This is a genomic window from Thioclava sp. L04-15 (assembly GCF_002020275.1).
In the GTDB taxonomy this organism is placed as follows: Bacteria; Pseudomonadota; Alphaproteobacteria; order Rhodobacterales; family Rhodobacteraceae; genus Thioclava; species Thioclava marina.
Genome location: NZ_MPZW01000002.1, coordinates 177,769 through 201,149 on the forward strand (window position 1 = coordinate 177,769; position 23,381 = coordinate 201,149).

Sequence of the window (23,381 nt, forward strand, 5' to 3'; positions counted from 1 at the left end):
GCAATGGCCAAACCCGATGACGCGCTGATCTTTGACGAAAGCGGGGAGGCCGCGCATCAGTTCGACCGGCTGATCGCGATCATGGCCTGTCTGCGCGACCCGAAAACGGGCTGCCCCTGGGATCTCGAACAGGATTTCGCCTCCATCGCCCCCTACACGATCGAGGAGGCCCATGAGGTCGCCGATGCGATCGCGCGGCAGGCCTGGGAAGAGCTGCCCGGAGAGCTGGGCGATCTGGCCCTGCAGGTGGTCTATCACGCGCAGATGGCCTCGGAAGAGGGCCGGTTCGACATCGCCGATGTACTGCGGGCGATCAACGCCAAGATGGTGGCGCGCCACCCCCATGTATTCGGCAATGAGAGCCGCGACAAATCTGCGGCGCAGCAAACCGCGGATTGGGAAAAGATCAAGGCGGCCGAGCGGGCCGCGGCGGGCAAGACCGAGCGCGTCGGGGTTCTCGATGGAGTCGCGCTGGGGCTGCCCGCGCTGACCCGGGCGATCAAATTGCAGAACCGTGCGGCGCGGGTCGGGTTCGACTGGCCCTCGACCGACGAGGTGCTGGAAAAGATCGTCGAGGAGGCGCGCGAGCTGGAAGAGGCGCGCGACCAGCTCGGGCCCGAAGAGCTGGCCGAGGAATATGGCGACCTGCTTTTCGTGATGGTCAATCTCGGACGGCATCTCGAGCTCGATCCGGAGGGCGCTCTGCGCGCGGCAAATCTGAAATTCACCAATCGCTTCAATTATATCGAGCGTGAACTCGAGGCGCGCGGCAAGGCTCCGAAGGATAGCGATCTGGACGAGATGGACGCGCTCTGGAACGCGGCGAAAGCGCGGGGGATCAAGTGACCGGAGAGGGCTCTGCCACCGCGCTGTCGCGCCCCCCGAGGTATTTCGGGCAAGCTGAAAGGCTCAGAGAAACGCCTTGCGCAGCATGTTCAGCGCGACCAGCATCAGGAAGACCGCAAAGACGCGCTTGAGCTTCTTCGGATCGAGCTTATGCGCCAGCGCGGCACCCAGCGGCGCGGTGAAGGTGGTCATCGCGATCACGATCAGGAAGGCGGGGATGTTCACCGCCCCGATCGAATAGGGCGGCGCATCGGCCACGGGCGTGAGCAGGAAGCCGATCGCCGAGGGCAGAGCGATGGTCACGCCGAAGCCCGCCGAGGTCGCGACCGCGCGGTGGATCGGGATGCCGTGCAACGTCTGCATGGGTGTGCCGATCGAACCGCCGCCAATCCCCAGCAGAACCGACAGAAACCCCATCAGTGGCCCGAACCAGGCGCGGAACAGCCCGCCCGGCAGCCCGTCCGAGATCCGCCAGCTCGATTTGCCGAACATCATGTAAAGCGCGATCACCATCACCATCACCGCGAAGATGATCTGCATGGTGGAGGAGCGCAGCTGATGCACCACCAGCACGCCGATCACCGCGCCGATGGCGATCGGCACCACCCATTGCTTGAGGATTACCCAGTCGACCGCGCCCTTGCGGTTATGGGCCATGACCGAGCGGATCGAGGTCACGATGATCGTCGCCAGAGAGGTCGCCACACAGACCTGCATCAGATCGTCGGACGCATAGCCCAAGCCGTTGAAAAGATAGAAGAAGGCGGGAACCAGAACGATCCCGCCGCCGACGCCCAGAAGGCCCGCGAGAACCCCCGCGAAAGCGCCCACCCCCATCAGGATCAGCACGAGGGGCACAAGGGTGGACAGATCGGGCATGGGCGGAAACTCCTTGATTTCCGCTCAGTTAACCCGTTCACGCAGCGCTGACAACGCGCTCTCGAAAAGTTCAACCCCGGCGCCCTCGCGCGTGGCCCCCTCGGAGAGGATCTGGCGGAAGCGGCGCGCGCCGGGCTTGCCGTGGAAGAGGCCCAGCATGTGTCGGGTGATCTGATGCAGGCGTCCCCCCTTTGCAAGGTGATCGGAAATATAGGGGATCATCGCCTCGGCCACCTCAAAGGCGTCGCGCGCCTCGCCCTGCCTCCAGAGTCGCGCATCGGCTGCGCCCAGAACCTCCATCGGCTGGTGATAGGCCGCACGCCCGACCATCACCCCGTCGATCCCCTGCCCGAGTTGCGCCTCGGCGGCGGCCAGATCCGCAATGCCGCCATTGATCGAGATATGGAGCTGCGGGAAGGCCGCTTTCATCGCGTGGACCAGCGGGTAATCGAGCGGCGGGATCTCGCGGTTATCTTTGGGCGAGAGGCCTTGCAGCCAAGCCTTGCGGGCATGAATGGTGACACGGGTGACACCGGCCGCAGCGATCTTTTCCAGAAATGCGGGCAGAACCTCCTGCGGCTCCTGATCATCCACCCCGATCCGGCATTTCACCGTGACCTCGACAGGTTGCGCGGCGATCATCGCGGCACAACACTCGCCCACCAGATCGGGGGTCTTCATCAAAACCGCACCGAAGGCGCCCGATTGCACCCGATCCGACGGGCAGCCGCAATTGAGGTTTATCTCGTCATAGCCGAAATCCGCGCCGATCGTCGCGGCCTCGGCCAATTCGCGCGGATCCGAACCGCCAAGCTGCAACGCCACCGGATGCTCGGCATCGTCAAAGCCCAGAAGCCGCGCGCGATCGCCGTGGATCACCGCAGGCGCCGTCACCATTTCCGTATAGAGCAGCACCTGAGAACTGATCTGACGATGGAAATAGCGGCAATGCCGGTCGGTCCAGTCCATCATCGGCGCCACGGACAGGCGAGAGACCTTTGATAAATCATATTTTTTAATTTTATCCGTCACTTAACTGCGCCTCATCTTCGTCTCGTTCCCGCCTATTCTGTACCAAACACGCCGATTTCGACGCTGGACTTGGCACAATGTACCAAATAGAATTCCCATGTACCAAGTCAGGAGGTCATCATGGGCTCGATTACCACGCGCAAACGTAAAGATGGCAGTAGCAGCTACCTAGCACGTGTGCGTGTAATGCGAGAGGGCTCTACTTATCATGAGACGAAAACCTTTGACAGACGCCCCGCTGCGACCGCCTGGATAAAGAAGCGTGAGAAAGAGCTTGCCAAGCCAGGAGCGCTGGAGGAACTGAATGCATCCGACCCTCCCCTGTCCAAAGCGATCGAGCGCTACACCGAAGAAACGGTGAAGGACATCGGTCGCACAAAGGCGCAGGTCCTCAGGACCATCGCCTCCTACCCGATCGCCGATCTGCCCTGTTCCACCATCAAGTCGAAGGATGTCATCGAGTTCCTTCAGTCACTGCCCGGACAACCGCAAACAGTCGGGAACTATGCGAGCCATCTCGCCTCCATATTCGCCATAGCACGACCGATGTGGGACTTCCGACTGGATGACCGGGAGATGAGAGACGCGATCACCGTCGCGCGCCGCATGGGGATCATCTCGCGTTCCGCGCAGCGGAACCGCAGACCCACCCTCGATGAACTCGACCGGCTGCTGGCTCATTTCGTTGATCGACGCCAGAGAACACCTCAGGCCATGCCCATGCACAAGGTGATCGTGTTCGCTCTCTTCTCGACGCGCCGACAGGCAGAGATCACCCGACTCACCTGGGATGATTTCCAGAAGGAACACAAACGCGTTCTGGTCCGTGACATGAAGCATCCCGGCGAGAAGCTCGGAAACGATACCTGGGTCGATCTGCCCGAGGAAGCCATTCGGATCATCGACAGCATGCGCAAGAGCAAGACTGAGATCTTCCCCTACTCTCCGGACGCGATCACGGCCAACTTCACCCGCGCTTGCAAGCTGCTCGGAATCGAAGATCTGCACTTCCACGATCTGCGCCACGAAGGCATTTCTCGGCTGTTCGAAATGGGCTGGAACATTCCTCATGTCGCAGCCGTCAGCGGACACAGGTCTTGGGTCAGCCTGAAACGCTACACGCACATCCGCGAAACCGGCGACAAATATGCAAGCTGGCCCGGCCTCCAACATGCGATCGATAGAGACTAAGTTCTCAGCCTTACGGAAGGCTCGCCAGCCTGCCCCCTTGAAAAGGCTCAAATAGGCCAGACATCAGCCGAGCTACTTGCAAATTATCAATGCTTCGTTGGCTGCGGAGGCGTGCAGCCAACGATACTTGCGAATTTTCGAGCGCCAAGTTCCGAAGCTCGCGTCATTGCAAAATGCTCGGCGCGCTCTTGGTCGATGCCTCTTCCATATTCTGCCTTTGGCAGATCACAGGATTTCCCACCTCATTGTGTGCGATACAGCTGCGGGAACGCCCAACACAAGAAAGCTTGCAGAACATAATGTATGGTACTATACCGTACCAAATCATATGCCTGTTCTGGATTTCCTCATGGAACCACCTCCAAACCACCGCACCTCACAAGGCGCCGCCAGAATTCAAACACTTACAGACACAGCCGCATTGATGTTTCTCGAACACGGCTATGAGGCAGTTTCAATTGATGAGCTCATCGCGCAAGTTGGAGGTTCACGACGAAATATTTACCAACACTTCGGAGGCAAGAAGGGGCTTTTCATTGAAGCGATAACTCGCTTGTGTAAAGAGGCTGCAAAACCACTTGCGGAAATGAAAATTGAAGAGCTAGAAGCGCGATTGGCTCTTTCTGCGTTCGGGCAGCGGGTTTTGGAAATAATCTTACAGCCACGCTCGCTTTCCCTCCACAGGTTAATGATCGCAGAGGGCGCGCGCTTTCCAGAATTGGCACAGGCAGTTTGGTATTCGGGTCACCAGCATGCGATCAATCTATTGGCTTCGTGGCTTCGGCAGCGCCCACTTGGGGAATTCAAATCCTTCAACGCTCTGGAAATGCAAGCGGAGCAATTTATAAGCATGCTTGTTACCGGACCACAGCTGCGATCATTGATCGGCTTGTCCGACCATCCGCCATCTTCAGACGAAATTGCATATTTGGCGTCGGAAACCGTTGAAACATTTCTCACAGGCATGCTGAAACAAGGACGGCAAATCCATGAGTAGGTTGAATTTAAAATCATCCCTTACTTGGCTGTTAGTGGTATTTTTCGTTTTTGGCGGTCTCGGAAATATCTTTATCTCCAATGAGCAGGCTGCCAGTTACATTCGATGGGGATATCCCGGCTGGTTTCACTATCTGACCGCTGCGTTAGAAATATCGACGGCTGGACTAATTTCCACACGAAAGTTTCGCAATTTGGGCTTTGCGCTAGGTGGATCAATAATGATTGCCGCCGCTGCAACCACATTATTTCATCGAGAATACATTCATGCCGCGCCATCCATTACTGCACTTCTATTCACAGTGATAGCCGCCAGATTGAACGGTTTCGAAAGGAGTAAATTCTAGCGCTGGCCTGACGCACCCAAATAGATAGGATCCAACCTTAACTCCTTTTCAGGCACCCAATCAAAGCGCACGAAAGCGACTTCGCAGCATAGGCCTATTTCAATGCTGCCAGAACGCAGCATACGCTATGGACGAGAACTATGGTTGAGATACGAGAACTTCGATATTTGCTCGCCGCCGCGGAAAGTCGCAGCATACGCCGAGCGGCCGATGCAATGGGAGCACAGCAATCAACGCTTAGTAGAGCCATTCGCAATATTGAAGAGGAGCTGGGCGTGCCTCTTTTTGAAAGGCGCCATAACGGAATTTTCGCAACATCTGCTGGGGTAATTTTCCTAGAGAAATCAAAGAAAATTCTAGAAAGTCTTGATTGCGCCATTCATGAGGCCAGCTTGGCAGGTCGAGGGATACCAGACCACTTGAGAATTGGAATTCACTCATCCTTAGGCCGTGGATTCTTACGAAACTTCTTGAAAATTTACTATACCGAGCATCCAGAAGTCCACTTGGACATTTTCGACGGGCTGGACGCGGACTTCTTGAATCTTGTCGCTTCAGGAGTTTTAGACATCACGTTTACATCTAAGAGGAAAACTCCTAATAGCTGCGATAGCGCGAAATTATGGAAAGAGGCAGTTTTCGTTGCGATGGCGAAAGACCACGCGCTTTCTCATCATGAATCTCTCGATTGGTCAGACTTGTTAAACGAACAAATTCTTGTATCTGTCGCATCTCCCGGCCCAGAAGTTGAGACCTACATTTGCGACAGCGCCCCAGAGGGAGGGGGACAACTCAAGATTGATCATGTCAATTCAACACAGGAAACACTACTCGACCTAGTCTCTTTGGGAAAAGGTATTACTCTCGTGGTCTCATCTTGGCACAGAGAAAATTCTAGCGATCTTTCTTTTATTCCACTCGCAGGTAAGAATAACTTCGTGATATTCAACGCGACCTGGAGGCGTGACAATAAAAACTTTGCACTTCAAAAGCTGATAAATATTCTGCACTTATCCGCATAAACTAAACTCGTCGAAGACGGAAAGCCACGACCGTCTAAATGTGGAGCATCATGGTCTCCAGGCATCCAAACGGAGATGCCGAAGATGCATCATGCCTGCAGGAAAGCAGATGTTTCACGAGGTTCCTCGATAGCATCGACAAATGAGCCACCCCCAGTGGCAGTGATATATGGGGATATATCCGCGAGCAGAAAAAGAAATCATTCAGAGAAATTTTCCTGATTTTTTAACATTTAGGCCAAACGCCTCGCCTTCGCGAACCCGCGATCCGTGGCCATGAACCGCTCCAGCATCGGCACGATCAGCCGGACAGGATCGGCGACAGGCTGGCCTGTCTCCCGCCCTAACACCTCCGCATAGGCGACAAGATCGCGATGAACGGACGCGGGCAATTCCACCGTCACTTTCACCGGCTTGTCATCGGGCAGAGGTCCCAGCTTCAACTTCGACATGATCAACCTCCTGCGGGTTCGAATACGAGATCGCGGGTGACGATGATCCTGACAGGGAACCCCGGACGGATGGTCAGTGTCGGCCCGACCTGCAACTGACGCTGAACGATCTGCTGGCCGGCCTGGTTGATCGTGTCCACAGCGCCATCGCGGATCGCCTGGACCAGGCGGTCTTCGTCATCGGTGGCGAGGTCTGCGCCGATCGCGAGCAGCGTGGACAGACCCGCTGCGCGCATAAGATCCCACCAGTGGTAGTCAACGCCATCCTCGAGGCCTGCATAGCCGCTCGCATCCGCACCCGGCAGACGTTCGAGAACGATGGACCGGCCTCCGGGAAGGATCAGGCGGTTCCAGACCAGCAGCACGCGTCGCTGGCCGAACGTCACACCGTCATCGTATTGGCCGATGATGCGGGTTCCCTGCGGGATCAGGAGCAGCGATCCAGTCGGGCTGTCATAGACATTCTCGGTGACCTGTGCGGTGATCTGCCCCGGAAGATCGGAACGAATGCCCGTGATGAGGGCGGCCGGGATCACTGCTCCCGCCTGAAGGATGTACGGCGAGGCTGGCGGCTGAATGCGATCGGATGCGACGGTCTGCCGGTCCACCGGACCGTTGAGGAAAGCCGTATGCCGACTCCCCTCGGGTTGCTCGGAGCCACCCAGGCCCGGAAGATTCACGCCGACCCCGGCCGTCGTCGCCCTGCCAGACGCCGTCTGAAAGAAGACACCGCTCAGACGCGCGGTTTCCTCCTCTGCCCTGCGGCGCTCCGCTTCCGGATCGACGGTCGGGCCCACAATCGGCGGCGGGGTCACGGGCACTCCGCGCTCCTGCGCATCGAGGATCGGCCGCCCGAGGTCACCGGGCAGTGCGGGTCCCAGAACCGGTCCGGTATAGTCGGACGGCAACCCTTCCAGGCCGTCCGCGGCCGGTCGGTTGTCGATGGAGTAGAGTTCTCCCCCTCCCGGCCCTGCTTCAGGGGTCTGGAGCGCATAAATCAGCGCACCCCCGATGCCGAACAAGGCGACCGCTCCGACACCGGCCAGAACCTTGCGCGACAGCCTCGTCACGCGCGGCGGATCGGGGCGCAGACGCATCGGCGCTGCAGGATCGGTGTCACTCATGACGCCCCTCCCCTTCGCGCATCCACCTCCGTCCGCGCATCGGCCTCGCGCTCCTCCATGCGCACGATCCGGACCACCTGCTGGCGGTCTCCTGCTCCCAGACGGAGCTCCGCCGCACCGAAGAGGCGATCCACGATCAGCACGTTGCCGTGGATACGGCTGTTGACGATCTGCGGCTCTCCATCGGCGCCGAGCACGAAGAGCGGTGGCATTTCGCCCTGGGCGATGCCAGCCGGGAAGACGACATAGACGCGGCGGCCATCATCGAAGACGGAAACCGGGCGCCAGGGCGGACTCTCACCCCGGATCTGTAAGCCGTAACGATGATTACGGGCCGACGGCGCCGGGATGGTCGGCGCGGTCGCCACAGCCTGTCGCCCACCACGGGGCGCAGCCGGATAAGCCCAGGCAACGGAGGGCATGTAGAGCGCCTCGCGCGCACGCAACTCGATCGTATACACCCGCCTGTCAGTGCTGATCACCAGATTGGTCGAGATGTCGTCCCGCGTCGGTTTGACGAGGATGTGGACGCGGGCGGTGGATCCGGACCCGCTCTCCGTGTCGCCGATGATCCAGCGCGTGGTATCCCCCGCGGCGATCGGGCCCGCGCCGGTCAGGCGCTCGCCCGGCTCCAATGCGATGTTGGTGATCTGACCCGGCGCGGCATAGACCTGATAGAGAGCACCTTCCGACCAGGGATAGATCTGGATCGCATTGTAATAGCCCTCGCGGCGCGGTTCGATCCGGGCGGCGGCATTGGCGTTTTCGATACGGCCTGACGGTGTGCCCGCCGCCGCTCCGCCGTGCGCCACCGCCCAGACGGGTGGCGTGTGCAGTGGCCGAGGGTGTTCCCCGGCAGCCGAGGCGGGCGGAGTGGGCAGTGGCGGCACGGACTCATCGTAGCTGAATTCTGGCACCGGATTACTGGCGCACCCCGCCAGCATGGATGCGGATAGCAGCAAGGCCACCAACGCAGGCGCACCGACCATCGGAGACCTGGTCTCAAAGAAACGCAGTTCAGTCATTGGCTCATCTCCCGCGACCAGGAGATCGCATTGATATAGATTCCGAGGGGATTGGCGCGCAGGCGCTCGGCGCTGCGCGGGGTCTGGATCACGACGGTCAGGATCGCGGTCCAGCGCTCGGTCGTGGAAAGCTGGCCGTTCTCGTAGTGGCGCTCGGTCCAGGCAACGCGGAACGATCCCGGCGAGGCCCGGATGACGGAGGACACCTCGACAGCGATCTGTTGACGACCGACGCGTGTGAAGGGGTCGTTAGCGCGAGCGAAGTCGTTGAGCGCGGCCGCCCCACGATCCGTGGTGAACTCATAGGCGCGCAACCAGTTCTGCCGCACGATAATCGGATCGGCGGGGATCGACCGGACCTGTTCGATGAAACGACCGAGATGGAAGGCGATCTGCGGATCGGTCGGCTCGTAGTCGGCGGAAGCCGGGGCGACAGCCTGGGCCTCGCCGAGCGCGTCGACCTGAACGACCCAGGGCACTACCGTGCCGCGTGCGGATTGCCAAACCAGGGTGCCAGCAAAACCCGCCGCCAGGATCAGGCTGCCAAAGGCCATGTAGCGCCAATTGCGGGCCTGAACACGGGCGGAGCCGATACGCTCATCCCAGACCTGCGCAGCCCTCTGGTAAGGCGTCTCTGGTTGAGGTGTCTTGCCATAATGCGTGGCGGAACGCCTGAAGAGGTTCATGAGCGATCCCTTTCGGAGAGATTGACGGAGGAGCCCGAGCCGTGACTGTCACCCGACCGGACGGCGTGGGCGGCAGCGCGCACGCCATGGCTCACGGCCTGGCTATGGCGCATGCGCTTCGCCCAGGCTGGCGGGCCATCGGAGGCGGACGGGCTGGAGCTGCCAGGCTCAGGTGCCGCGCCGCCGACCGTGCCCATCGAGGTGGTTCCGCCCGTCGCCGCAACACCGCCCTTGACGCCCTCGGCGTAGCTGGACTGGATGCCGCCAGCCGCGCGAGAGGACGCCTTCTTGAGCGGTGATGCCGAGGCGGCGGCCCCGGCGCGCGCCACACCAGCCATCCCGCCGGCGAGACCTCCTCCGCCCATCGAGCCGAGCATGTAGGCGCTCGAGGCAGCGCCCGCCGCGGTGGCGCCGCCGCGTGCGAGGGCGGCGCCACCGGAGAGCGCAGATCCCGCCCCGCGTGCCGCCAGCATGCTCGCCCCTCCGGCCCCGATCGCAGCGCCACCAACGGCAAAGCCGGTGCCTATGGCCGCCCCCGCGCTGAGTTGCGGCCCGCCGGACACCAGACCCGAAGCGATGCCGGGGCCGAAGATACCGAGGCCCAGCAGAGACAGAGCGGCCAGCACAATCGCCATGGCATCATCGATGGTCGGCGTCACGCCGCCGAAGCCAGCGGTGAACTGGCCGAAGAGCGTCGATCCGATGCCGATGATCACGGCGAGGACCAGGACCTTGATGCCGGAAGAGATGACGTTGCCCAGCACTCGCTCGGCCATGAAAGCGGTCTTGCCGAAGAGGCCGAAGGGGATCAGCACGAAGCCCGCGAGGGTCGTGAGCTTGAACTCGATCAGGGTGACGAAGAGCTGCACGGCGAGGATGAAGAAGGCGAGGATCACCAGCGCCCAGGCGAAGAACAGGCAGAGGATCTGAACGAGGTTCTCGAAGACCGCGACCCAGCCCATCAGATCGGAGATGGATTCGAGTAGCGGTCGCCCGGCCTCGAGCCCGGTCTGGGCGACGCGGCCGGGGCGCAGAAGATCGGCGGCGGAAAAACCAGTGCCCGAGGCCATCAGGCCGAGGCCCGCGAAGCTCTCGAAGACAATCCGGGCGAGGTTGTTCCAGTTGGAGATGATATAGGCGAAGACCCCGACAAAGAGCGTCTTCTTCACCAGTCGGGCGATGATGTCGTCATCGGCACCCCAGGCCCAGAACAGCGCCGCCAGCGTCACGTCGATGACGATCAGCGTGGTGGCGATGAAGGCGACCTCGCCGCCGAGCAGCCCAAACCCGCTGTCGATATAGCTGGTGAAGATGCCCAGAAAGTTGTCGATGACGCCGGTTCCTCCCATGGCTCATTGGTCTCCCGGACGCTGCTGCGCTTCGGGTGCAGGCGTCCGGCCGAGGAACCGGTCTCGGCTCTCGGCCCAGGCGGCGAGGCAATCGGCATCGCTGGAAGCGGCCTCGCCAAGCTGCTGGCACCGGCGCAGCGTCGCGCGGAGAGGATCGGCAGACGGCTGGAGCGCGGGCGCGGTGCTGGCCGGCACGGGAGCCTCCTTGCGTGTCATCTCGATCACTGTGGCGGCGATCGCGATCGCCACGAACACGATGGCCACGATCCGGGCCAGCACTTTCCCCTCCATCGGCTCCCCTCCCGGCCTCAGTTGAACATCTGCGCGTTGCCGGGCTGGTAGCCCGCGCCCGGCGTCAGGAAGCGCTCGCGCTGGATGCGACCCTGTTCGGCGGCGGTGGCGCGCTCGGCCTCGGTCAGCGCGTTGGCGCGGCCGTTTGCCGAAATCACCGCGATCAGATCCGAGAGCTGCTGCGATTGCAGTGCGAGGAGCTGGTTGCCCGCCTGCGTGGCCTGCAGAGCACCGACCGCGTTCTGGCTCTGCCCTACGAGCGCGGACATCTCAGCACGGTTGGCATCGATGTTGCCGACGACACCGGCCTGCACGCGCATCGCATCCTGCAGGCCACCGACGGTGTTCTCCCAACGGGACCGGGCCTCGGCGATCAGTTGCTGGTCGGTCGCCGTCAGGGAAAGGTTGCCATAGTCCTGCTGGAACATCTGGTCGATGCTCTGCACGTCGAAGGCGATGTTCTGCGCCTGCGCCAGGAGCTGCTGCGTGCGGCTGACGTTCTGCTGGATCTGCTGGAGCGCGGAATACGGCAGGTTCGCGAGATTGCGTGCCTGGTTGATCAGCATCTGCGCTTCGTTCTGGAGCTGTGCGATCTGGTTGTTGATCTGCTCCAGAGCGCGCGCCGCGGTCAGGAGATTTTCCGCGTGGTTGGTCGGGTCGTAAACGATGAAGGGTCCCCCGCCGATGCCGAAGAGCGCATGCGCGGGCGGCGCTGCGATGGGCGACATTGCGACAGGCATCGCCAGCGCAAGGGCGAGCAGCGACGTGCCAGCGGACCGAAACGTGATCTTGCGTGTCATGGTGTGATTTCCTCTTCTTCAAGGTCGATGTCGGCGTCCTCAACAACAGCGGTGGCCGAAGAGGCCCCCTCTGCGTCGATGGCGAGATTGGTGAGGTCGGGGATCAGGTCGGCGGCCCAATCCAGGCCATGCGCCTTCAGCCAGGCGGCGAGGAAGCCGTCTCGGCCGTGCTCAGCGCAGATCTCGGCGATCAGCGCCTGATCCGATTTGGCGGAAGCCGCGCAGAGCGCGAGCCCGACATCGCTGAGACCCAGCTCGAACAGCCGGTTGCCGCGCCGCGACTGACAATAGTAGTCGCGTTTGGGCGTGGCCCGCGCGAGGATCTCGATCTGCCGGTCATTGAGGCCGAAGCGGCGATAGATGGCCATGATCTGGGGCTCGATGGCCCGCTCGTTCGGCAGCAAGAGCCGGGTCGGGCAGCTTTCGATGATCGCAGGCGCGATGGCGCTGCTGTCGATGTCGCTGAGGCTCTGCGTCGCGAAGATCACCGAGGCATTCTTCTTCCTCAGCGTCTTCAGCCATTCGCGGAGCTGCTCCGCGAAGGCATCATCATCGAGCGCAAGCCAGCCCTCGTCGATGATGAGCAGCGTGGGTCGTCCGTCGAGCCGATCACCGATCCGGTGGAACAGGTATGAGAGGACGGCGGGCGCCGCGCCAGTTCCCACCAGCCCCTCGATCTCGAAGGCCTGCACAACCGCCGATCCCAGCTGTTCGGTCTCGGCATCGAGCAACCGGCCATAGGGCCCACCCACGCAATATGCGCGGAGCGCCTGCTTCAGATCGTTGGATTGCAGCAGGACCGCAAGGCCGGTCATGGTCCGCTCCGCGAGAGGGGCCGAGGCCAGCGAGGTCAGCGCGGTCCAGATATGTTCCTTCACATCGGGCGTGATCTGGATGTTCTCGCGCGTCAGGATTGCAACGATCCAGTCGGCCGCCCAGGCGCGCTCCGACGTCTCGTGAATGCGGGCCAGCGGTTGCAGCGAGACGGAGGTGTCGGCCGCGTCGGTCAGCTCTCCGCCGAGGTCATGCCAGTCGCCGCCCATGGCGAGCGAAGCGGCGCGGATCGAGCCGCCGAAGTCAAAGGCGAAGATCTGGCTGCGCGAGTACCGCCGGAACTGAAGCGCCATCAGCGCCAGCAACACGGACTTGCCGGCGCCGGTCGGGCCGACGACGAGGGTGTGACCGACATCCCCGACATGAAGAGAAAACCGGAACGGGGTGGAGCCTTCGGTCCTGGCGTAGAGCAACGGAGCGTCGCCGAAATGCTCATCCTGTTCCGGCCCTGCCCAGACCGCCGAGAGCGGGATCATATGGGCGAGATTCAATGTGCTGATCGGTGGCTGGCGGACATTGGCATAGGCATGCCCGGGAAGGCTTCCAAGCCAGGCATCGACGGCGTTGACCGTCTCGACCATGACGCTGAAATCGCGGGACTGGACGATCTTCTCGACCAGCCGCAGCTTCTCGTCGGCGCGGCGGACGTCCTCGTCCCAGACCGTGATCGTGGCCGTGACATAGGCCATGCCAGCCAGATCCGCGCCGAGTTCCTGCAAGGCCATGTCCGCGTCAGCGGCCTTGTTCGCCGCATCGGTGTCGACCAGCGCGGATTGTTCGTTGGTCATCACCTCCTTGAGGATCGCGGCGATGCTCTTGCGTTTGGCAAACCACTGACGGCGTATCCGGGTCAGCAGCTTCGTCGCATCCAGCTTGTCCATGAGGATGGCCCGGGTCGACCAGCGATAGGGAAAGGCCAGCCGGTTCAACTCGTCAAGCAGGCCCGGGGTCGTGACGCCGGGAAAGCCAGTGATCGTCAGGACGCGGAGGTGATGATTACCCAGGCGCGGCTCCAGCCCGCCGGCCAGCGGCTGGTCGGGCAAGAGCGCGTCGAGATAGACCGGCACCTCGGGCACGCGCACGCGGTGCCGGTTGGTCGAAATCGTCGAATGCAGGTAGGTCAGCGTAGCGGCGTCATCGAGCCAGTGGCAGTCCGGCATGAAGCCGTCGAGCAGCGCCAGCACGCGATCGGTGCGGTCGATGAAACCGCGCACCTGTTCCCAGGGGTTCACACCTGAGGTCTCGCGGCCCTCGTAGAGCCAGGACTCCGAACGCGCCGCGTCCTCGGCAGACGGAAGCCAGAGGAGCGTCAGGAAATAGCCGGATACGAAGTGGCTCCCCTCCTCCTCGAAATCGGCCTTGCGCTCAGCATCGACCAGCGCGGAAGCCGCATCCGGGAAGATGCTCACCGGATAGGTTGCGGCCTCAGAGCGCTGTGCTTCCACGAAGATCGCCCACCCGGAACCGAGCCGGCGGAAGGCGTTGTTCAGCCGCCCGGCGACTGCGACCAGTTCGGCCGCGACCGCGCTGTCGAGATCGGGACCCCGAAACTTCGCCGTCCTCTGAAACGAGCCGTCCTTGTTGAGGACCACGCCCTCCCCGACCAGCGCCACCCAGGGCAGGTAGTCGGCGAGGCGCGAGGCGGTGCGACGGTATTCTGCGAGATTCATCATGGGGGTTCACACCGAGAGATGACCGGGAATGCGCAAATGGCGGCGCGCAACCTCGACGAAGAGCGGATCGCGCCTGGCCGCCCAGACGGCGGCGATGTGGCCGACGGCCCAGATCAGGATCCCGACCAGCCAGAGCTGAAGCCCGAGGCCGACCGCACCCGCGAGCGTGCCATTCAGAATTGCGACCGAGCGCGGTGCGCCGCCGAGGAGGATCGGCTCGGTCAGCGCGCGGTGAACCGGCACGCTGAACCCCGGCACCGCGTCGAGGGCCTCGAAACTCACCGCCATCAAATCAGCGCTCCGCCACCAAAGCTGAAGAAGCTCAGGAAGAAGGACGAGGCCGCAAAGGCGATGGAAATCCCGAAGACGATCTGGATCAGCCGCCGGAAGCCACCGCCGGTATCGCCGAAGGCCAGCGTCAGACCGGTGACGATGATGATGATCACCGCCACGATCTTGGCCACCGGCCCCTCGACGGAGTCGAGAATGGATTGCAGAGGCGCTTCCCAGGGCATGGAAGACCCGGAGGCGTGCGCAGCCGGAGCGATGAACAGGCTGACGTAAGTAGTGGCGGCGGCCGTGGCGATGTGCTGGCGGATGCGCAGGGCGTGACGGATCATTCGGGATCTCCTTGTTCGTGAGGGATGGCGGGTTCTGAAATGGCAGGTGAAATCCGGTAGTCGCCCTCCGGCCCGAGGCCCTCGACGCAGGCGAGTTCGGCCAGACGACGCGCGGAACCGCGCCCGGCCAGGACGGCCACGAGGTCGATGGTCTCCGCGATCATGGCCCGCGGCACGGTGACGACGGCTTCCTGGATGAGCTGTTCGAGGCGGCGCAGCGCACCCATGCCGGAACCGGCATGGATTGTGCCGATGCCGCCCGGATGGCCGGTGCCCCAGGCTTTGAGAAGGTCCAGCGCCTCGGCGCCACGCACCTCGCCGATCGGAATACGATCGGGGCGCAGACGCAGCGAGGACCGCACCAGATCGGACAGACTGGCAACACCGTCTTTGGTACGCATCGCCACGAGGTTCGGCGCGGCGCATTGCAGTTCCCGGGTGTCCTCGATGATCACGACGCGATCGGAGGTCTTGGCCACCTCGGCGAGCAGCGCATTAGTCAGCGTGGTCTTGCCTGTCGAGGTACCCCCCGCCACCAGGATATTGGCACGGGTCGCGACCGCCTGGCGCAGCGCCTCGGCCTGCATCAAGGTCATGATCCCGGCGGCGACGTAGTCGTCGAGCGTGAACACGGCGACAGCAGGCTTGCGAATGGCGAAGGCCGGCGCTGCGACCACGGGAGGCAATAGCCCCTCGAAGCGCTCGCCGGTTTCCGGGAGCTCCGCAGAGACGCGTGGGGACAGACCATGAACTTCGACGCCGACATGGTGCGCGACCAGTCGAACGATGCGCTCGCCGTCTGCTGCGCTCAGCGTCTTGCCGCTGTCGGCCAGCCCCTCGGAAAGCCGGTCGACCCAGAGCCGCCCATCGGGGTTGAGCATCACCTCGACGGTCATGGGATCGTCCAGAAACCCGGCGATCGCCGGCCCGAGCGCGGTGCGCAGCATCCGCGCGCCTCTCCGGATCACCTCTGGTCTCTGATCGGTCTTCGCCATGCCGGCCCCGCTCCTTTGCAGGCGCCTCCAACAGGCCGCCCTGGATCGGGGTCGATTAAGAAAGCCGTAAATGCCTACGGCTCAACAGGTTTCTGAGGGGCGTCGTAGCGTGGCGCACAAAAACAGGTAATCGGCGATATGCGCACGGACAAATTTACCTTCAATCATCTGAGATTTACTCAAAACGGTCGATCAACAGAGCCGCTAAAAAACAACACTCCAGCGCCGACCGTAAAGAGGACATTACCGGCAATAGCATGCAATATGACAGCGAGAGGAAAAGATCTGCGAACACTATAAGCCCAAGCAAATATTACCCCGCCAACGAACGTTATCAAAGCAACGATCCAGTTCCAGTAGAGCAGATGTGCGAGTGAAAAAAGTATGGCATTCAAGGTGATCGCTCTTTTGGACCCCGGAAGAATTCGGCCGTATCTACGAAAGAAAAGTGACCGAAATACCACCTCCTGCGGAAGAGCTGAAAGCAGAGGATAGAAGAGCATCACGGCGCCCCAAGCCCAAGGGTTAACTCGGTAGAGCGCAAAAAATGACTCTGGCATGGTAAGTGAACCGCCCCGGGTTTGCCGGAGGCTCCAACTTCTGAATAGGATGGAGCATCATGAGCAAGACCACGAACAAGTTTTCTCCCGAAGTGCGCGAGCGTGCAGTACGCTTGGTTCTCGACAATGAGGGTCAGCATGGATCGCGCTGGCAGTCAGTCATGTCGATTTCCGCGAAGATCGGCTGTGCGCCCCAGACTCTGAACGAGTGGGTCAAAAAGGCCGAGGTCGACAGCGGCAAGCGCGCAGGCATCCCAACCGACATGGCCGAGAAGATGAGGGCTCTGGAGCGGGAGAACCGGGAACTGCGCCAAGCCAACGAGATCCTGCGCAAGGCGTCAGCGTATTTTGCGATGGCGGAGCTCGACCGCCGGTCGAAGTGATGGTCGGGTTCATTGACGATCATCGGGAGGCGCATGGGGTCGAGCCGATCTGCAAGGTTCTGCCGATCGCCCCGTCCACCTATTATGATCACTTGGCGAAGCGTGCCGATCCAGCCCGGTTGTCGGATCGTGCCAGGCGGGACGCGGCGCTGCGGCCCGAGATTGAGCGCGTGTTCGAGGCGAACTGGCGTGTCTATGGGGTGCGCAAGGTCTGGCGCCAGCTGGATCGGGAAGGCTTCGCGGTCGCCCGTTGCACGGTGGCCCGGCTTATGAAGGGGATGGGCATTCAGGGCATCATCCGAGGCAAGCCGCACAAGACGACCATCCCCGACAAGAAGGCTCCGTGCCCGCTGGACAAGGTGAACCGGCAGTTCAGGGTTCCAGCCCCGAATATGCTCTGGGTCAGCGATTTCACCTACGTCGCTACCTGGCGAGGGTTCGTCTATGTGGCTTTTGTCATTGACGCCTATGCACGCCGGATCGTCGGCTGGCGGGCAAGCCAGACCGCGCATGCAGGCTTCGTCCTTGATGCCCTCGAACAGGCCGTCCATGATCGCCGCCCGGTCAAGGGTGCGGGCCTTGTCCATCATTCCGACCGCGGGTCTCAATACCTGTCCATTCGCTACACCGAGCGGCTGGGAGAGGCCGGCATCGAACCTTCAGTTGGCAGCGTTGGCGACAGCTATGACAATGCGCTGGCCGAGACGATCAACGGTCTATTCAAGGCCGAGGTCATCCATCGCCGCGGCCCTTGGCGCAGCTTCGAGGCCGTCGAATATGCCACCCTTGAATGGGTCGATTGGTTCAACAACCGCCGCCTGCTCGAGCCTATCGGGAACATCCCTCCGGCAGAAGCCGAGGCAAACTTTTACGCGGCTCTGGAAACTGAAGGCATGGCCGCGTAACTAACCAAAATCAGCCTCCGGCAAACCCGGCGCGGTTCAAAGCGCAACGATCGCGACGCTTACTAACGTAGTGGTTATCGCAACGCCAATTACGGTAGGCCAGTCAATCTCGTTCCAGCCTTGTATCAGTTCCAGCCAGCAAAAACCTGGTGTTTGATTCAGCAGAACAACTCCGATGACAGTCACACCAAGCAACATCGGGAGCATTGCGTAAGACGGAAGGCAAACGGCTAATATTACAGGAGCAGCTATAAATAGAGTGAGAAATTCCACGACCAGCCTAGGTAGAGAAATAGCAACGACATCTGTCTCTACAAGATCATTGGCGTCATTTAGCTTACCCGGGCTGTTCGTCATTCTGATATCTGGGGGAAGAACCTCGTTTCCCCCTCCTCCATAACCGTAAAGCTGTTAGGTGGGCTATTCGATACCCTAAGGGCCGATAACAAATCTGTCAGCGGTTGATCAAAGGCTTCCGAGGAAAGCTGAAACGTACCGATGTGCATGCCGATGCTTTGGCCTGCCTCCAGATCACCATGAGCAACTAGAGCTTCGGCAGGGTTCATATGTAGAGGTCTCATGAACCATGAGGGTTCATATGAGCCAATGCCGAGCAAAGCAACTTCGGGTGGACCTAGCCGCTCCCTGATGTCTGAGAAATGCGACGAGTAACCGCCATCTCCGCCGAAGAAGAGGCTCCTGTCTCCACGTTTGACAAAGTAGCTTCCCCACAGCGCTTTATCCCTGTCAAACAACCCGCGGCCAGATGAATGCTGTGTCGGGGTCAGCATGATCTGTACCTGCGAGGGCGCGGCGACGCTTTGCCACCAGTCGAGTTCAACGACATCCTTGATGCCTGCGGATTCCAACAAGGCCCGGTTTCCAAGAGGGACTACAAAGGTTGGTTCAAATCGTTCGTGCAATCGGCGTAAGGTCGTCAGATCCAAGTGATCATAATGGTTGTGAGACACCAGAACGACATCGAGAGAAGGTATCTTTTCCAAAGCGATGCCGGGCGACCTCACCCGCTTGGGCCCAAAACACGAAACTGGGCTTGCGCGCTCGGACCAGACTGGGTCCGTTAGGATCGTAATGCCAGGCATCTGAATCAGGAAAGTCGCATGGTTTACAAAGGTGACCGCCATGCGGTCACGGCCAAGATCGGCTGCCAGTTGCGGAACGCCGGTTGTCGGAAGGTTCGTTGGCCAGGTCTGCCGGCCCTCTCGCATCATCCCAACGACATCCGAAATCCCTGGAGATATCTGCTCGGACAGTGTCGGGTTGATGAAGTTCTTACCGTTGAAATGATCTGTCATCTCATACTCTGGCGCTTTGTCGCAACTCGCAAGCGCCGCCATGGTCACAAGAACTATAAATCGTCTGCTCAGATCCCTTTGGTCGTGCGAATGGCGAAATTGCAAAGAAGGGTGTCCCTTGGGTGACGTTCCGGAGCCTCGGAGATTATCCAAATCTTGTTCTGCGTGCTGCGCACGGTCACACCAGAGTTTATCCGTATGAACGTAAAGAAGTGCAAAGTTCTGGTAAACTTAGGAAAATTCTCATTGGCTGGGGATTTTCAGAACCATAACAAGACCGCCGTCAGTCGGCAGTTCCGCGTACACCTCGCCGCCATGCTTCGTAATGGCACTTCTCGCAATCGCGAGGCCAAGCCCGTGTCCCCCGACGGGGAGAACGTCTCCGCTGCGGGTGAAGGGCTCAAATATCCGATCTACGTCTCCTGGTTCAACTCCAGGACCATGATCCGTCACGCGAACCTCCAACAGGTTGCCTTGTACTCTGCAATCGACTGACACATGCGAGCGTTCTGCCGTGTACTTGGTGGCATTTCGGATCACATTTTCCAGAGATCGGTAGATCAGTTCACCATCAACCCTCGCCAAGAAGCTTCCATCGACATCCGTCGTTATGGTTACACTGCGAGCCTGTGCTTCAAACGCGGCATCGGCAAGAATTTCATTCAGAATTTCAATGACATCAAGATCCTGCACTCGTAAAGGATCGTCTGAACGCACCGTGAGCCGAGCAAGGGTTAATACCTCGCCGACCAGCCTGTCGAGCCTTTCAACCTCGCGGTCCATTCGCTCAAGCATCACATCCAGGCGGGCGGGTGTCTTGCGCAGGATCCCTGTCGCAGCCTGAAGGCGCGACAAGGGCGATCGTAGTTCGTGAGATACGTCATGGAATAATCGTTGCTGAGCCTCGTGATTCTGCTGAAGGCGCAGGGCGGTGAGATCGAAATCACGCCCCAGATCCGAAATCTCGTCCTTCTGAGGAGCCAGCGTTTCGCCAATCCGGATATCGAACCGCCCTTGGGCCAAAGCGCTAAGACCATCTTTCAAGAGGATGACGGGACTCACCAAGCTACGAACCAGGAGTGCCGCAGCCGCCACACTGGAAATTAGGATGGCGAGGCCAAGCATAGTTGGTGCCAGGCGCGACGGGACGATCCCTTCGGCCTCCAACACAGAGATCTGGTAGCAGGTGCCGCCTTGCTGCACTGCCCTTGCAGTCAATCGATTGGCGGGTTCACAGACGGAGTCGTCTACGGTGGGTATAATTGTCAGACCGAGGGGGCGGGCCGCTTCACTAGCCGTCACGAAGCGTCTTGCTTCATCCTCGCCTTGCTCTTGCAAAATCGTTTGTGTGAGATCGAGGATGATTTCACGCTTCTGGGCCTCTAGTTCAGGTATGACCGGCGAAGCTCCAAAGGCATTCAGGATCAGAGCCATTGCAACCACCGATCCAACGACGGTGATCGAAATTATGATCATGAATTTCCGAAAGAGCTTGCGCATATCAATCCACCAGCAACTGGTAACCTTGGCCACGCACCGACAAGATTTGAGATTGCCCGTCGTTTCGACGACCAAGTTTCTGACGGACGCTGCTGATGTGAACGTCGATACGCCTGTCGAACGGCGCCAAAGGTTGCCCAAAGGCACGCTTCGAAATCTCCTGTTTGGAGACAAGCTCACCGGCATGGCGTGCAAGAACTTCGAGAAGGCTGAATTCTGTACCCGTTAGGTCAAGGGCGTGCCCGTCCCATTCCGCACTCCGGTTGGCGGGATGCAGTACCAGTCGCCCTGCGATGATCGGTGCTTTGGCTTCGGCCTGGCTCGACTGGCTGGTTCGTCGCAGAATTGCACGCACGCGCGCAGCCAATTCACCAGGGGAACAGGGTTTGGGCACGTAATCGTCAGCGCCAAGATTCAGGCCAGTGATCCTATCCACGTCATCGCCCCGCGCAGTCAGCATGAGGATGGGAACCTGGCTACACTCCCGGATCCTGCGCAAGACCTCAATACCGTTCATACGCGGCATCATGACATCAAGGACGATCAAATCTGCCGCGTTGTTCATCGCAGCGTTTACAGCGCTACGCCCATCCACCGCTGTGCTCACGTCATAACCTTCTTCAGAGAGATATTCCTGAAGAAGGGCTGTCAGTTCCATATCGTCATCTACGAGGAGGACTTTCATCATTGGCCAGGTCCTTCAATACTGTACGGTTCCTACCCTGTCGACGCCTCGAGCAGAAGCTTTTTACCTAACTTTACACATGCTTGACGGCGTTTAACCCTAACAGAGATATCATCCCACATTTCCCAAGTAAGGCGCTGATTTCGCTGTCCTGACCATTATATTTCCTATATAAAACATGGTGTTGAAGGCTGCGAGGGGCGCGTTTCATGGATCACCCAGAGGGTGCGGGCTTGCAACGGGCAGATCGGGTGGATTTCGACCCTCGCGTGCGGCTGGAATTTCGCGGCACGCAGCTCAGTTCCGACGGCGGCCTTCTGGTGATGCGCGAGCTTGATGACGCGCTCGGGTTGTCCGATTTGGCGTCAGCGGCGCTGCGCGATACTCGCTCTGGCAAGAACACGGTCCATCGGCTCGACGGCCTGTTCCGGCAATCAGTCTTTGGGCGGCTGGCCGGATACGAGGATGTCAACGACGCCAACCGTCTCGCCTGCGATCCGGTCATGCGCCAAGTTGTCGGCGGCAGAGCGGTCGATGCACAAGCGGCCTCGGCATCGCAGATGGGACGGTTCGAGACCGAGACGCTGGCTCTGGCCGGGAACCGTGCCGCGCTGGCCGACCTGAACGGGCAATGGATCGACCGGTTCCATGACCGTAACGGGCTGAAGTACATCGTTCTGGACATGGACAGCTCGGTCAGCCCGACCCATGGCGACCAGGAAGGGTCCGCCTGGAATGGCCATTTCGACTGTAGCTGCTATCACCCCAACTTTCTGTTCAACCAGTTCGGGATGCTGGAACGCTGCGCCCTGCGCCATGGCAACGTCCACAGCGCCGATGGCTGGCGTGATGTTCTCGACCCCGTCATTGCGCGCTACGCGGAGCGCGACCTTGGTGGCAGGTTCTTCCGGGCCGATGCTGCCTACGCGATCCCGGCGATCTATGAGCGATTGGAAGAAGCGCGGTTCTTCTACGCCATCCGGCTGCCCGCAAACGCGGTCCTCAAGGACAAGATCGCGCATCGGCTAACGCGCCCTGTCGGGCGGCCGTCACTGACCAAGGTCAAGCGGTTCTTCGAGGAATTCGAGTATCAGGCGGCGTCCTGGGACAAGGAACGCCGGGTGATCGCCAAGATCGAATGGCATCCGGGCGAACTGTTCCCGCGTGTCGGCTTCATCGTCACCAACCTGCCGATGGAGCCGGACTGGGTGGTGCGGTTCTACAACCAGCGCGGCACCGCCGAGCAGCACATCAAAGAGGGCAAATACGCCTTTCGCTGGACGCGGCTGTCGTGCCGGAAGTTCCGCGACAATGAGGTGCGGCTGCAACTGCACGCCCTGGCGTACAACCTGGCCACCTTCTTGCACTGCATCGAGCTGCCCGAGGCCATGGCCGACTGGTCGTTGACCAGCCTGCAACTGAAGCTGATCAAGATCGGGGCACGTGTGGTCCGTCACGCCCGCACCATCACCTTCCAGCTGGCCGAGGTCGCTGTCACCGGCACGATGGTACGCGCCATCCTCGCCGCTATCCGCCGATTGCGAGCGCCACCGCTATGCGCATGATCGCGATCCACGCTCAAACTGAACGAAAGCGGCTGGACAGATCTGTCCGCTGCGCTGAAAAACGCCGCCCCTGGGCAAGGAAACAGCGGCTTCGCGGTCTGATCCGTCCAGATCCAGCAGTCTGCGCGACCGCAGGTGCCGCTTGCGGCAGAAAATCCTTGTCTAGCGCTCGGATACAGGCGATCTTCACCTCAAACGACACGCCACTTGGGGAATGCAGGATCATGACTTTGCTGGCCAATCTGGCTTCAAAAGTAGCCGTTATGGTGTCCGGACGATCGTATATCTGACCGTTCAGGCCCAGC

Annotated in this window: 24 protein-coding genes and 1 other annotated feature; of the genes, 6 read left to right on the forward strand and 18 right to left on the reverse strand. The window is 60.6% G+C overall.

Going from position 1 to position 23,381, the window contains the following annotated elements:
- Window positions 1-3: 3 nt before the first annotated feature.
- A complete protein-coding gene (gene mazG, locus BMI90_RS06995; RefSeq protein WP_078527603.1) occupies window positions 4-846 on the forward strand; it encodes a nucleoside triphosphate pyrophosphohydrolase in 843 nt (280 codons plus the stop codon).
- A 63-nt stretch (window positions 847-909) separates the two neighbouring features.
- On the opposite strand, the gene BMI90_RS07000 is transcribed toward mazG, so the two are convergent.
- Together BMI90_RS07000 and dusA are read right to left on the reverse strand one after the other, a co-directional pair.
- On the reverse strand, window positions 910-1,725 hold the full coding sequence (locus BMI90_RS07000) for a sulfite exporter TauE/SafE family protein (protein WP_078527605.1): 816 nt from the start codon (window positions 1,723-1,725) through the stop codon (window positions 910-912).
- A gap of 24 nt (window positions 1,726-1,749) precedes the next feature.
- Entirely contained in the window at window positions 1,750-2,745 is a 996-nt protein-coding gene (dusA, locus tag BMI90_RS07005) for a tRNA dihydrouridine(20/20a) synthase DusA (RefSeq protein WP_078528107.1), read from the reverse strand.
- A 132-nt stretch (window positions 2,746-2,877) separates the two neighbouring features.
- On the opposite strand from dusA, the gene BMI90_RS07010 reads away from it, so the two are divergent.
- The 3 genes from BMI90_RS07010 to BMI90_RS07025 all read left to right on the forward strand — a co-directional run bounded on the left by BMI90_RS07010 (window position 2,878) and on the right by BMI90_RS07025 (window position 6,313).
- Window positions 2,878-3,948, forward strand: a complete 1,071-nt coding sequence (locus tag BMI90_RS07010; RefSeq protein ID WP_078527607.1) for a site-specific integrase — start codon at window positions 2,878-2,880, stop codon at window positions 3,946-3,948.
- A 76-nt stretch (window positions 3,949-4,024) separates the two neighbouring features.
- Window positions 4,025-4,945 carry a TetR/AcrR family transcriptional regulator gene (locus tag BMI90_RS07015; protein WP_210401927.1) on the forward strand — a complete coding sequence of 307 codons (921 nt, stop codon included), beginning with the start codon at window positions 4,025-4,027 and terminating at the stop codon, window positions 4,943-4,945.
- A gap of 486 nt (window positions 4,946-5,431) precedes the next feature.
- Window positions 5,432-6,313, forward strand: coding sequence for a LysR family transcriptional regulator (locus BMI90_RS07025; RefSeq protein ID WP_078527611.1), 882 nt, complete (start codon window positions 5,432-5,434; stop codon window positions 6,311-6,313).
- A 233-nt stretch (window positions 6,314-6,546) separates the two neighbouring features.
- Here BMI90_RS07025 and BMI90_RS07030 read toward each other — a convergent pair whose 3' ends face one another.
- The 12 genes from BMI90_RS07030 to BMI90_RS07085 form a co-directional block, all read right to left on the reverse strand.
- Entirely contained in the window at window positions 6,547-6,765 is a 219-nt protein-coding gene (locus tag BMI90_RS07030; protein ID WP_078527613.1) for a DUF2274 domain-containing protein, read from the reverse strand.
- 2 nt (window positions 6,766-6,767) lie between these two features.
- On the reverse strand, window positions 6,768-7,889 hold the full coding sequence (locus BMI90_RS07035; RefSeq protein ID WP_078527614.1) for a TrbI/VirB10 family protein: 1,122 nt from the start codon (window positions 7,887-7,889) through the stop codon (window positions 6,768-6,770).
- A complete protein-coding gene (trbG, locus tag BMI90_RS07040; RefSeq protein ID WP_246831517.1) occupies window positions 7,886-8,878 on the reverse strand; it encodes a P-type conjugative transfer protein TrbG in 993 nt (330 codons plus the stop codon). The genes BMI90_RS07035 and trbG overlap by 4 nt, the downstream gene beginning before the upstream one ends.
- A 32-nt stretch (window positions 8,879-8,910) precedes the next feature.
- Window positions 8,911-9,600 carry a conjugal transfer protein TrbF gene (trbF, locus tag BMI90_RS07045; RefSeq protein ID WP_078527616.1) on the reverse strand — a complete coding sequence of 230 codons (690 nt, stop codon included), beginning with the start codon at window positions 9,598-9,600 and terminating at the stop codon, window positions 8,911-8,913.
- A complete protein-coding gene (trbL, locus tag BMI90_RS07050) occupies window positions 9,597-10,949 on the reverse strand; it encodes a P-type conjugative transfer protein TrbL (RefSeq protein ID WP_078527618.1) in 1,353 nt (450 codons plus the stop codon). The genes trbF and trbL overlap by 4 nt, the downstream gene beginning before the upstream one ends.
- A 3-nt stretch (window positions 10,950-10,952) precedes the next feature.
- Window positions 10,953-11,240, reverse strand: a complete 288-nt coding sequence (trbK-alt, locus tag BMI90_RS07055; protein WP_078527620.1) for a putative entry exclusion protein TrbK-alt — start codon at window positions 11,238-11,240, stop codon at window positions 10,953-10,955.
- Between the two features lie 17 nt (window positions 11,241-11,257).
- Window positions 11,258-12,040 (reverse strand): P-type conjugative transfer protein TrbJ, encoded by a 783-nt coding sequence (gene trbJ / locus BMI90_RS07060; protein ID WP_078527622.1) that lies wholly within the window; start codon window positions 12,038-12,040, stop codon window positions 11,258-11,260.
- Window positions 12,037-14,547, reverse strand: coding sequence for a conjugal transfer protein TrbE (trbE, locus tag BMI90_RS07065; RefSeq protein WP_078527625.1), 2,511 nt, complete (start codon window positions 14,545-14,547; stop codon window positions 12,037-12,039). The genes trbJ and trbE overlap by 4 nt, the downstream gene beginning before the upstream one ends.
- 6 nt (window positions 14,548-14,553) lie before the next feature.
- Window positions 14,554-14,835 carry a VirB3 family type IV secretion system protein gene (locus BMI90_RS07070; RefSeq protein WP_009573786.1) on the reverse strand — a complete coding sequence of 94 codons (282 nt, stop codon included), beginning with the start codon at window positions 14,833-14,835 and terminating at the stop codon, window positions 14,554-14,556.
- Window positions 14,835-15,167 (reverse strand): TrbC/VirB2 family protein, encoded by a 333-nt coding sequence (locus BMI90_RS07075; RefSeq protein WP_078527627.1) that lies wholly within the window; start codon window positions 15,165-15,167, stop codon window positions 14,835-14,837. The genes BMI90_RS07070 and BMI90_RS07075 overlap by 1 nt, the downstream gene beginning before the upstream one ends.
- Window positions 15,164-16,162 (reverse strand): P-type conjugative transfer ATPase TrbB, encoded by a 999-nt coding sequence (gene trbB, locus BMI90_RS07080; protein ID WP_078527629.1) that lies wholly within the window; start codon window positions 16,160-16,162, stop codon window positions 15,164-15,166. Before trbB ends, BMI90_RS07075 begins: the two co-directional genes overlap by 4 nt.
- Window positions 16,163-16,341: 179 nt before the next feature.
- Window positions 16,342-16,722 carry a CPBP family intramembrane glutamic endopeptidase gene (locus BMI90_RS07085; protein WP_078527631.1) on the reverse strand — a complete coding sequence of 127 codons (381 nt, stop codon included), beginning with the start codon at window positions 16,720-16,722 and terminating at the stop codon, window positions 16,342-16,344.
- Window positions 16,723-16,781: 59 nt separating this feature from the next.
- On the opposite strand from BMI90_RS07085, the gene BMI90_RS07090 reads away from it, so the two are divergent.
- Window positions 16,782-18,010 (forward strand): IS3 family transposase gene (locus BMI90_RS07090; protein ID WP_146671235.1). Its coding sequence is split into 2 segments (ribosomal slippage): window positions 16,782-17,070 and window positions 17,070-18,010, totalling 1,230 coding nucleotides; the frame shifts between segments, so codons are not numbered across the junction.
- Window positions 17,063-17,179, forward strand: a sequence feature (AL1L pseudoknot). (Overlaps the previous gene by 117 nt.)
- Window positions 18,011-18,046: 36 nt before the next feature.
- On the opposite strand, the gene BMI90_RS18500 is transcribed toward BMI90_RS07090, so the two are convergent.
- The 4 genes from BMI90_RS18500 to BMI90_RS07105 all read right to left on the reverse strand — a co-directional run bounded on the left by BMI90_RS18500 (window position 18,047) and on the right by BMI90_RS07105 (window position 21,514).
- The gene (locus BMI90_RS18500; RefSeq protein WP_146671236.1) at window positions 18,047-18,367 is read right to left on the reverse strand and encodes a hypothetical protein; all 321 of its coding nucleotides are present in this window, start codon (window positions 18,365-18,367) and stop codon (window positions 18,047-18,049) included.
- Window positions 18,364-19,326 carry an MBL fold metallo-hydrolase gene (locus BMI90_RS07095; RefSeq protein ID WP_078528111.1) on the reverse strand — a complete coding sequence of 321 codons (963 nt, stop codon included), beginning with the start codon at window positions 19,324-19,326 and terminating at the stop codon, window positions 18,364-18,366. Before BMI90_RS07095 ends, BMI90_RS18500 begins: the two co-directional genes overlap by 4 nt.
- A gap of 243 nt (window positions 19,327-19,569) precedes the next feature.
- Window positions 19,570-20,826, reverse strand: coding sequence for an ATP-binding protein (locus BMI90_RS07100; protein WP_078527633.1), 1,257 nt, complete (start codon window positions 20,824-20,826; stop codon window positions 19,570-19,572).
- A gap of 1 nt (window position 20,827) precedes the next feature.
- Entirely contained in the window at window positions 20,828-21,514 is a 687-nt protein-coding gene (locus BMI90_RS07105) for a response regulator transcription factor (RefSeq protein ID WP_078527635.1), read from the reverse strand.
- 206 nt (window positions 21,515-21,720) lie between these two features.
- Between BMI90_RS07105 and BMI90_RS07110 the strand changes: the two genes are divergently transcribed.
- Window positions 21,721-23,076 (forward strand): IS1380-like element IS1247 family transposase, encoded by a 1,356-nt coding sequence (locus BMI90_RS07110; RefSeq protein WP_078527637.1) that lies wholly within the window; start codon window positions 21,721-21,723, stop codon window positions 23,074-23,076.
- Window positions 23,077-23,381: the final 305 nt, after the last annotated feature.

Coding starts and splice junctions, on each gene's coding strand:
- mazG (WP_078527603.1), top strand. CDS start 4: ATGGCCAAACCCGATGACGCGCTGATCTTTGACGAAAGCGGGGAGGCC.
- BMI90_RS07000 (WP_078527605.1), bottom strand. CDS start 1,725: ATGCCCGATCTGTCCACCCTTGTGCCCCTCGTGCTGATCCTGATGGGG.
- BMI90_RS07010 (WP_078527607.1), top strand. CDS start 2,878: ATGGGCTCGATTACCACGCGCAAACGTAAAGATGGCAGTAGCAGCTAC.
- BMI90_RS07025 (WP_078527611.1), top strand. CDS start 5,432: ATGGTTGAGATACGAGAACTTCGATATTTGCTCGCCGCCGCGGAAAGT.
- BMI90_RS07030 (WP_078527613.1), bottom strand. CDS start 6,765: ATGTCGAAGTTGAAGCTGGGACCTCTGCCCGATGACAAGCCGGTGAAA.
- BMI90_RS07035 (WP_078527614.1), bottom strand. CDS start 7,889: ATGAGTGACACCGATCCTGCAGCGCCGATGCGTCTGCGCCCCGATCCG.
- trbG (WP_246831517.1), bottom strand. CDS start 8,878: ATGGTCGGTGCGCCTGCGTTGGTGGCCTTGCTGCTATCCGCATCCATG.
- trbF (WP_078527616.1), bottom strand. CDS start 9,600: ATGAACCTCTTCAGGCGTTCCGCCACGCATTATGGCAAGACACCTCAA.
- trbL (WP_078527618.1), bottom strand. CDS start 10,949: ATGGGAGGAACCGGCGTCATCGACAACTTTCTGGGCATCTTCACCAGC.
- trbK-alt (WP_078527620.1), bottom strand. CDS start 11,240: ATGGAGGGGAAAGTGCTGGCCCGGATCGTGGCCATCGTGTTCGTGGCG.
- trbJ (WP_078527622.1), bottom strand. CDS start 12,040: ATGACACGCAAGATCACGTTTCGGTCCGCTGGCACGTCGCTGCTCGCC.
- trbE (WP_078527625.1), bottom strand. CDS start 14,547: ATGATGAATCTCGCAGAATACCGTCGCACCGCCTCGCGCCTCGCCGAC.
- BMI90_RS07070 (WP_009573786.1), bottom strand. CDS start 14,835: ATGGCGGTGAGTTTCGAGGCCCTCGACGCGGTGCCGGGGTTCAGCGTG.
- BMI90_RS07075 (WP_078527627.1), bottom strand. CDS start 15,167: ATGATCCGTCACGCCCTGCGCATCCGCCAGCACATCGCCACGGCCGCC.
- trbB (WP_078527629.1), bottom strand. CDS start 16,162: ATGGCGAAGACCGATCAGAGACCAGAGGTGATCCGGAGAGGCGCGCGG.
- BMI90_RS07085 (WP_078527631.1), bottom strand. CDS start 16,722: ATGCCAGAGTCATTTTTTGCGCTCTACCGAGTTAACCCTTGGGCTTGG.
- BMI90_RS18500 (WP_146671236.1), bottom strand. CDS start 18,367: ATGACGAACAGCCCGGGTAAGCTAAATGACGCCAATGATCTTGTAGAG.
- BMI90_RS07095 (WP_078528111.1), bottom strand. CDS start 19,326: ATGACAGATCATTTCAACGGTAAGAACTTCATCAACCCGACACTGTCC.
- BMI90_RS07100 (WP_078527633.1), bottom strand. CDS start 20,826: ATGCGCAAGCTCTTTCGGAAATTCATGATCATAATTTCGATCACCGTC.
- BMI90_RS07105 (WP_078527635.1), bottom strand. CDS start 21,514: ATGATGAAAGTCCTCCTCGTAGATGACGATATGGAACTGACAGCCCTT.
- BMI90_RS07110 (WP_078527637.1), top strand. CDS start 21,721: ATGGATCACCCAGAGGGTGCGGGCTTGCAACGGGCAGATCGGGTGGAT.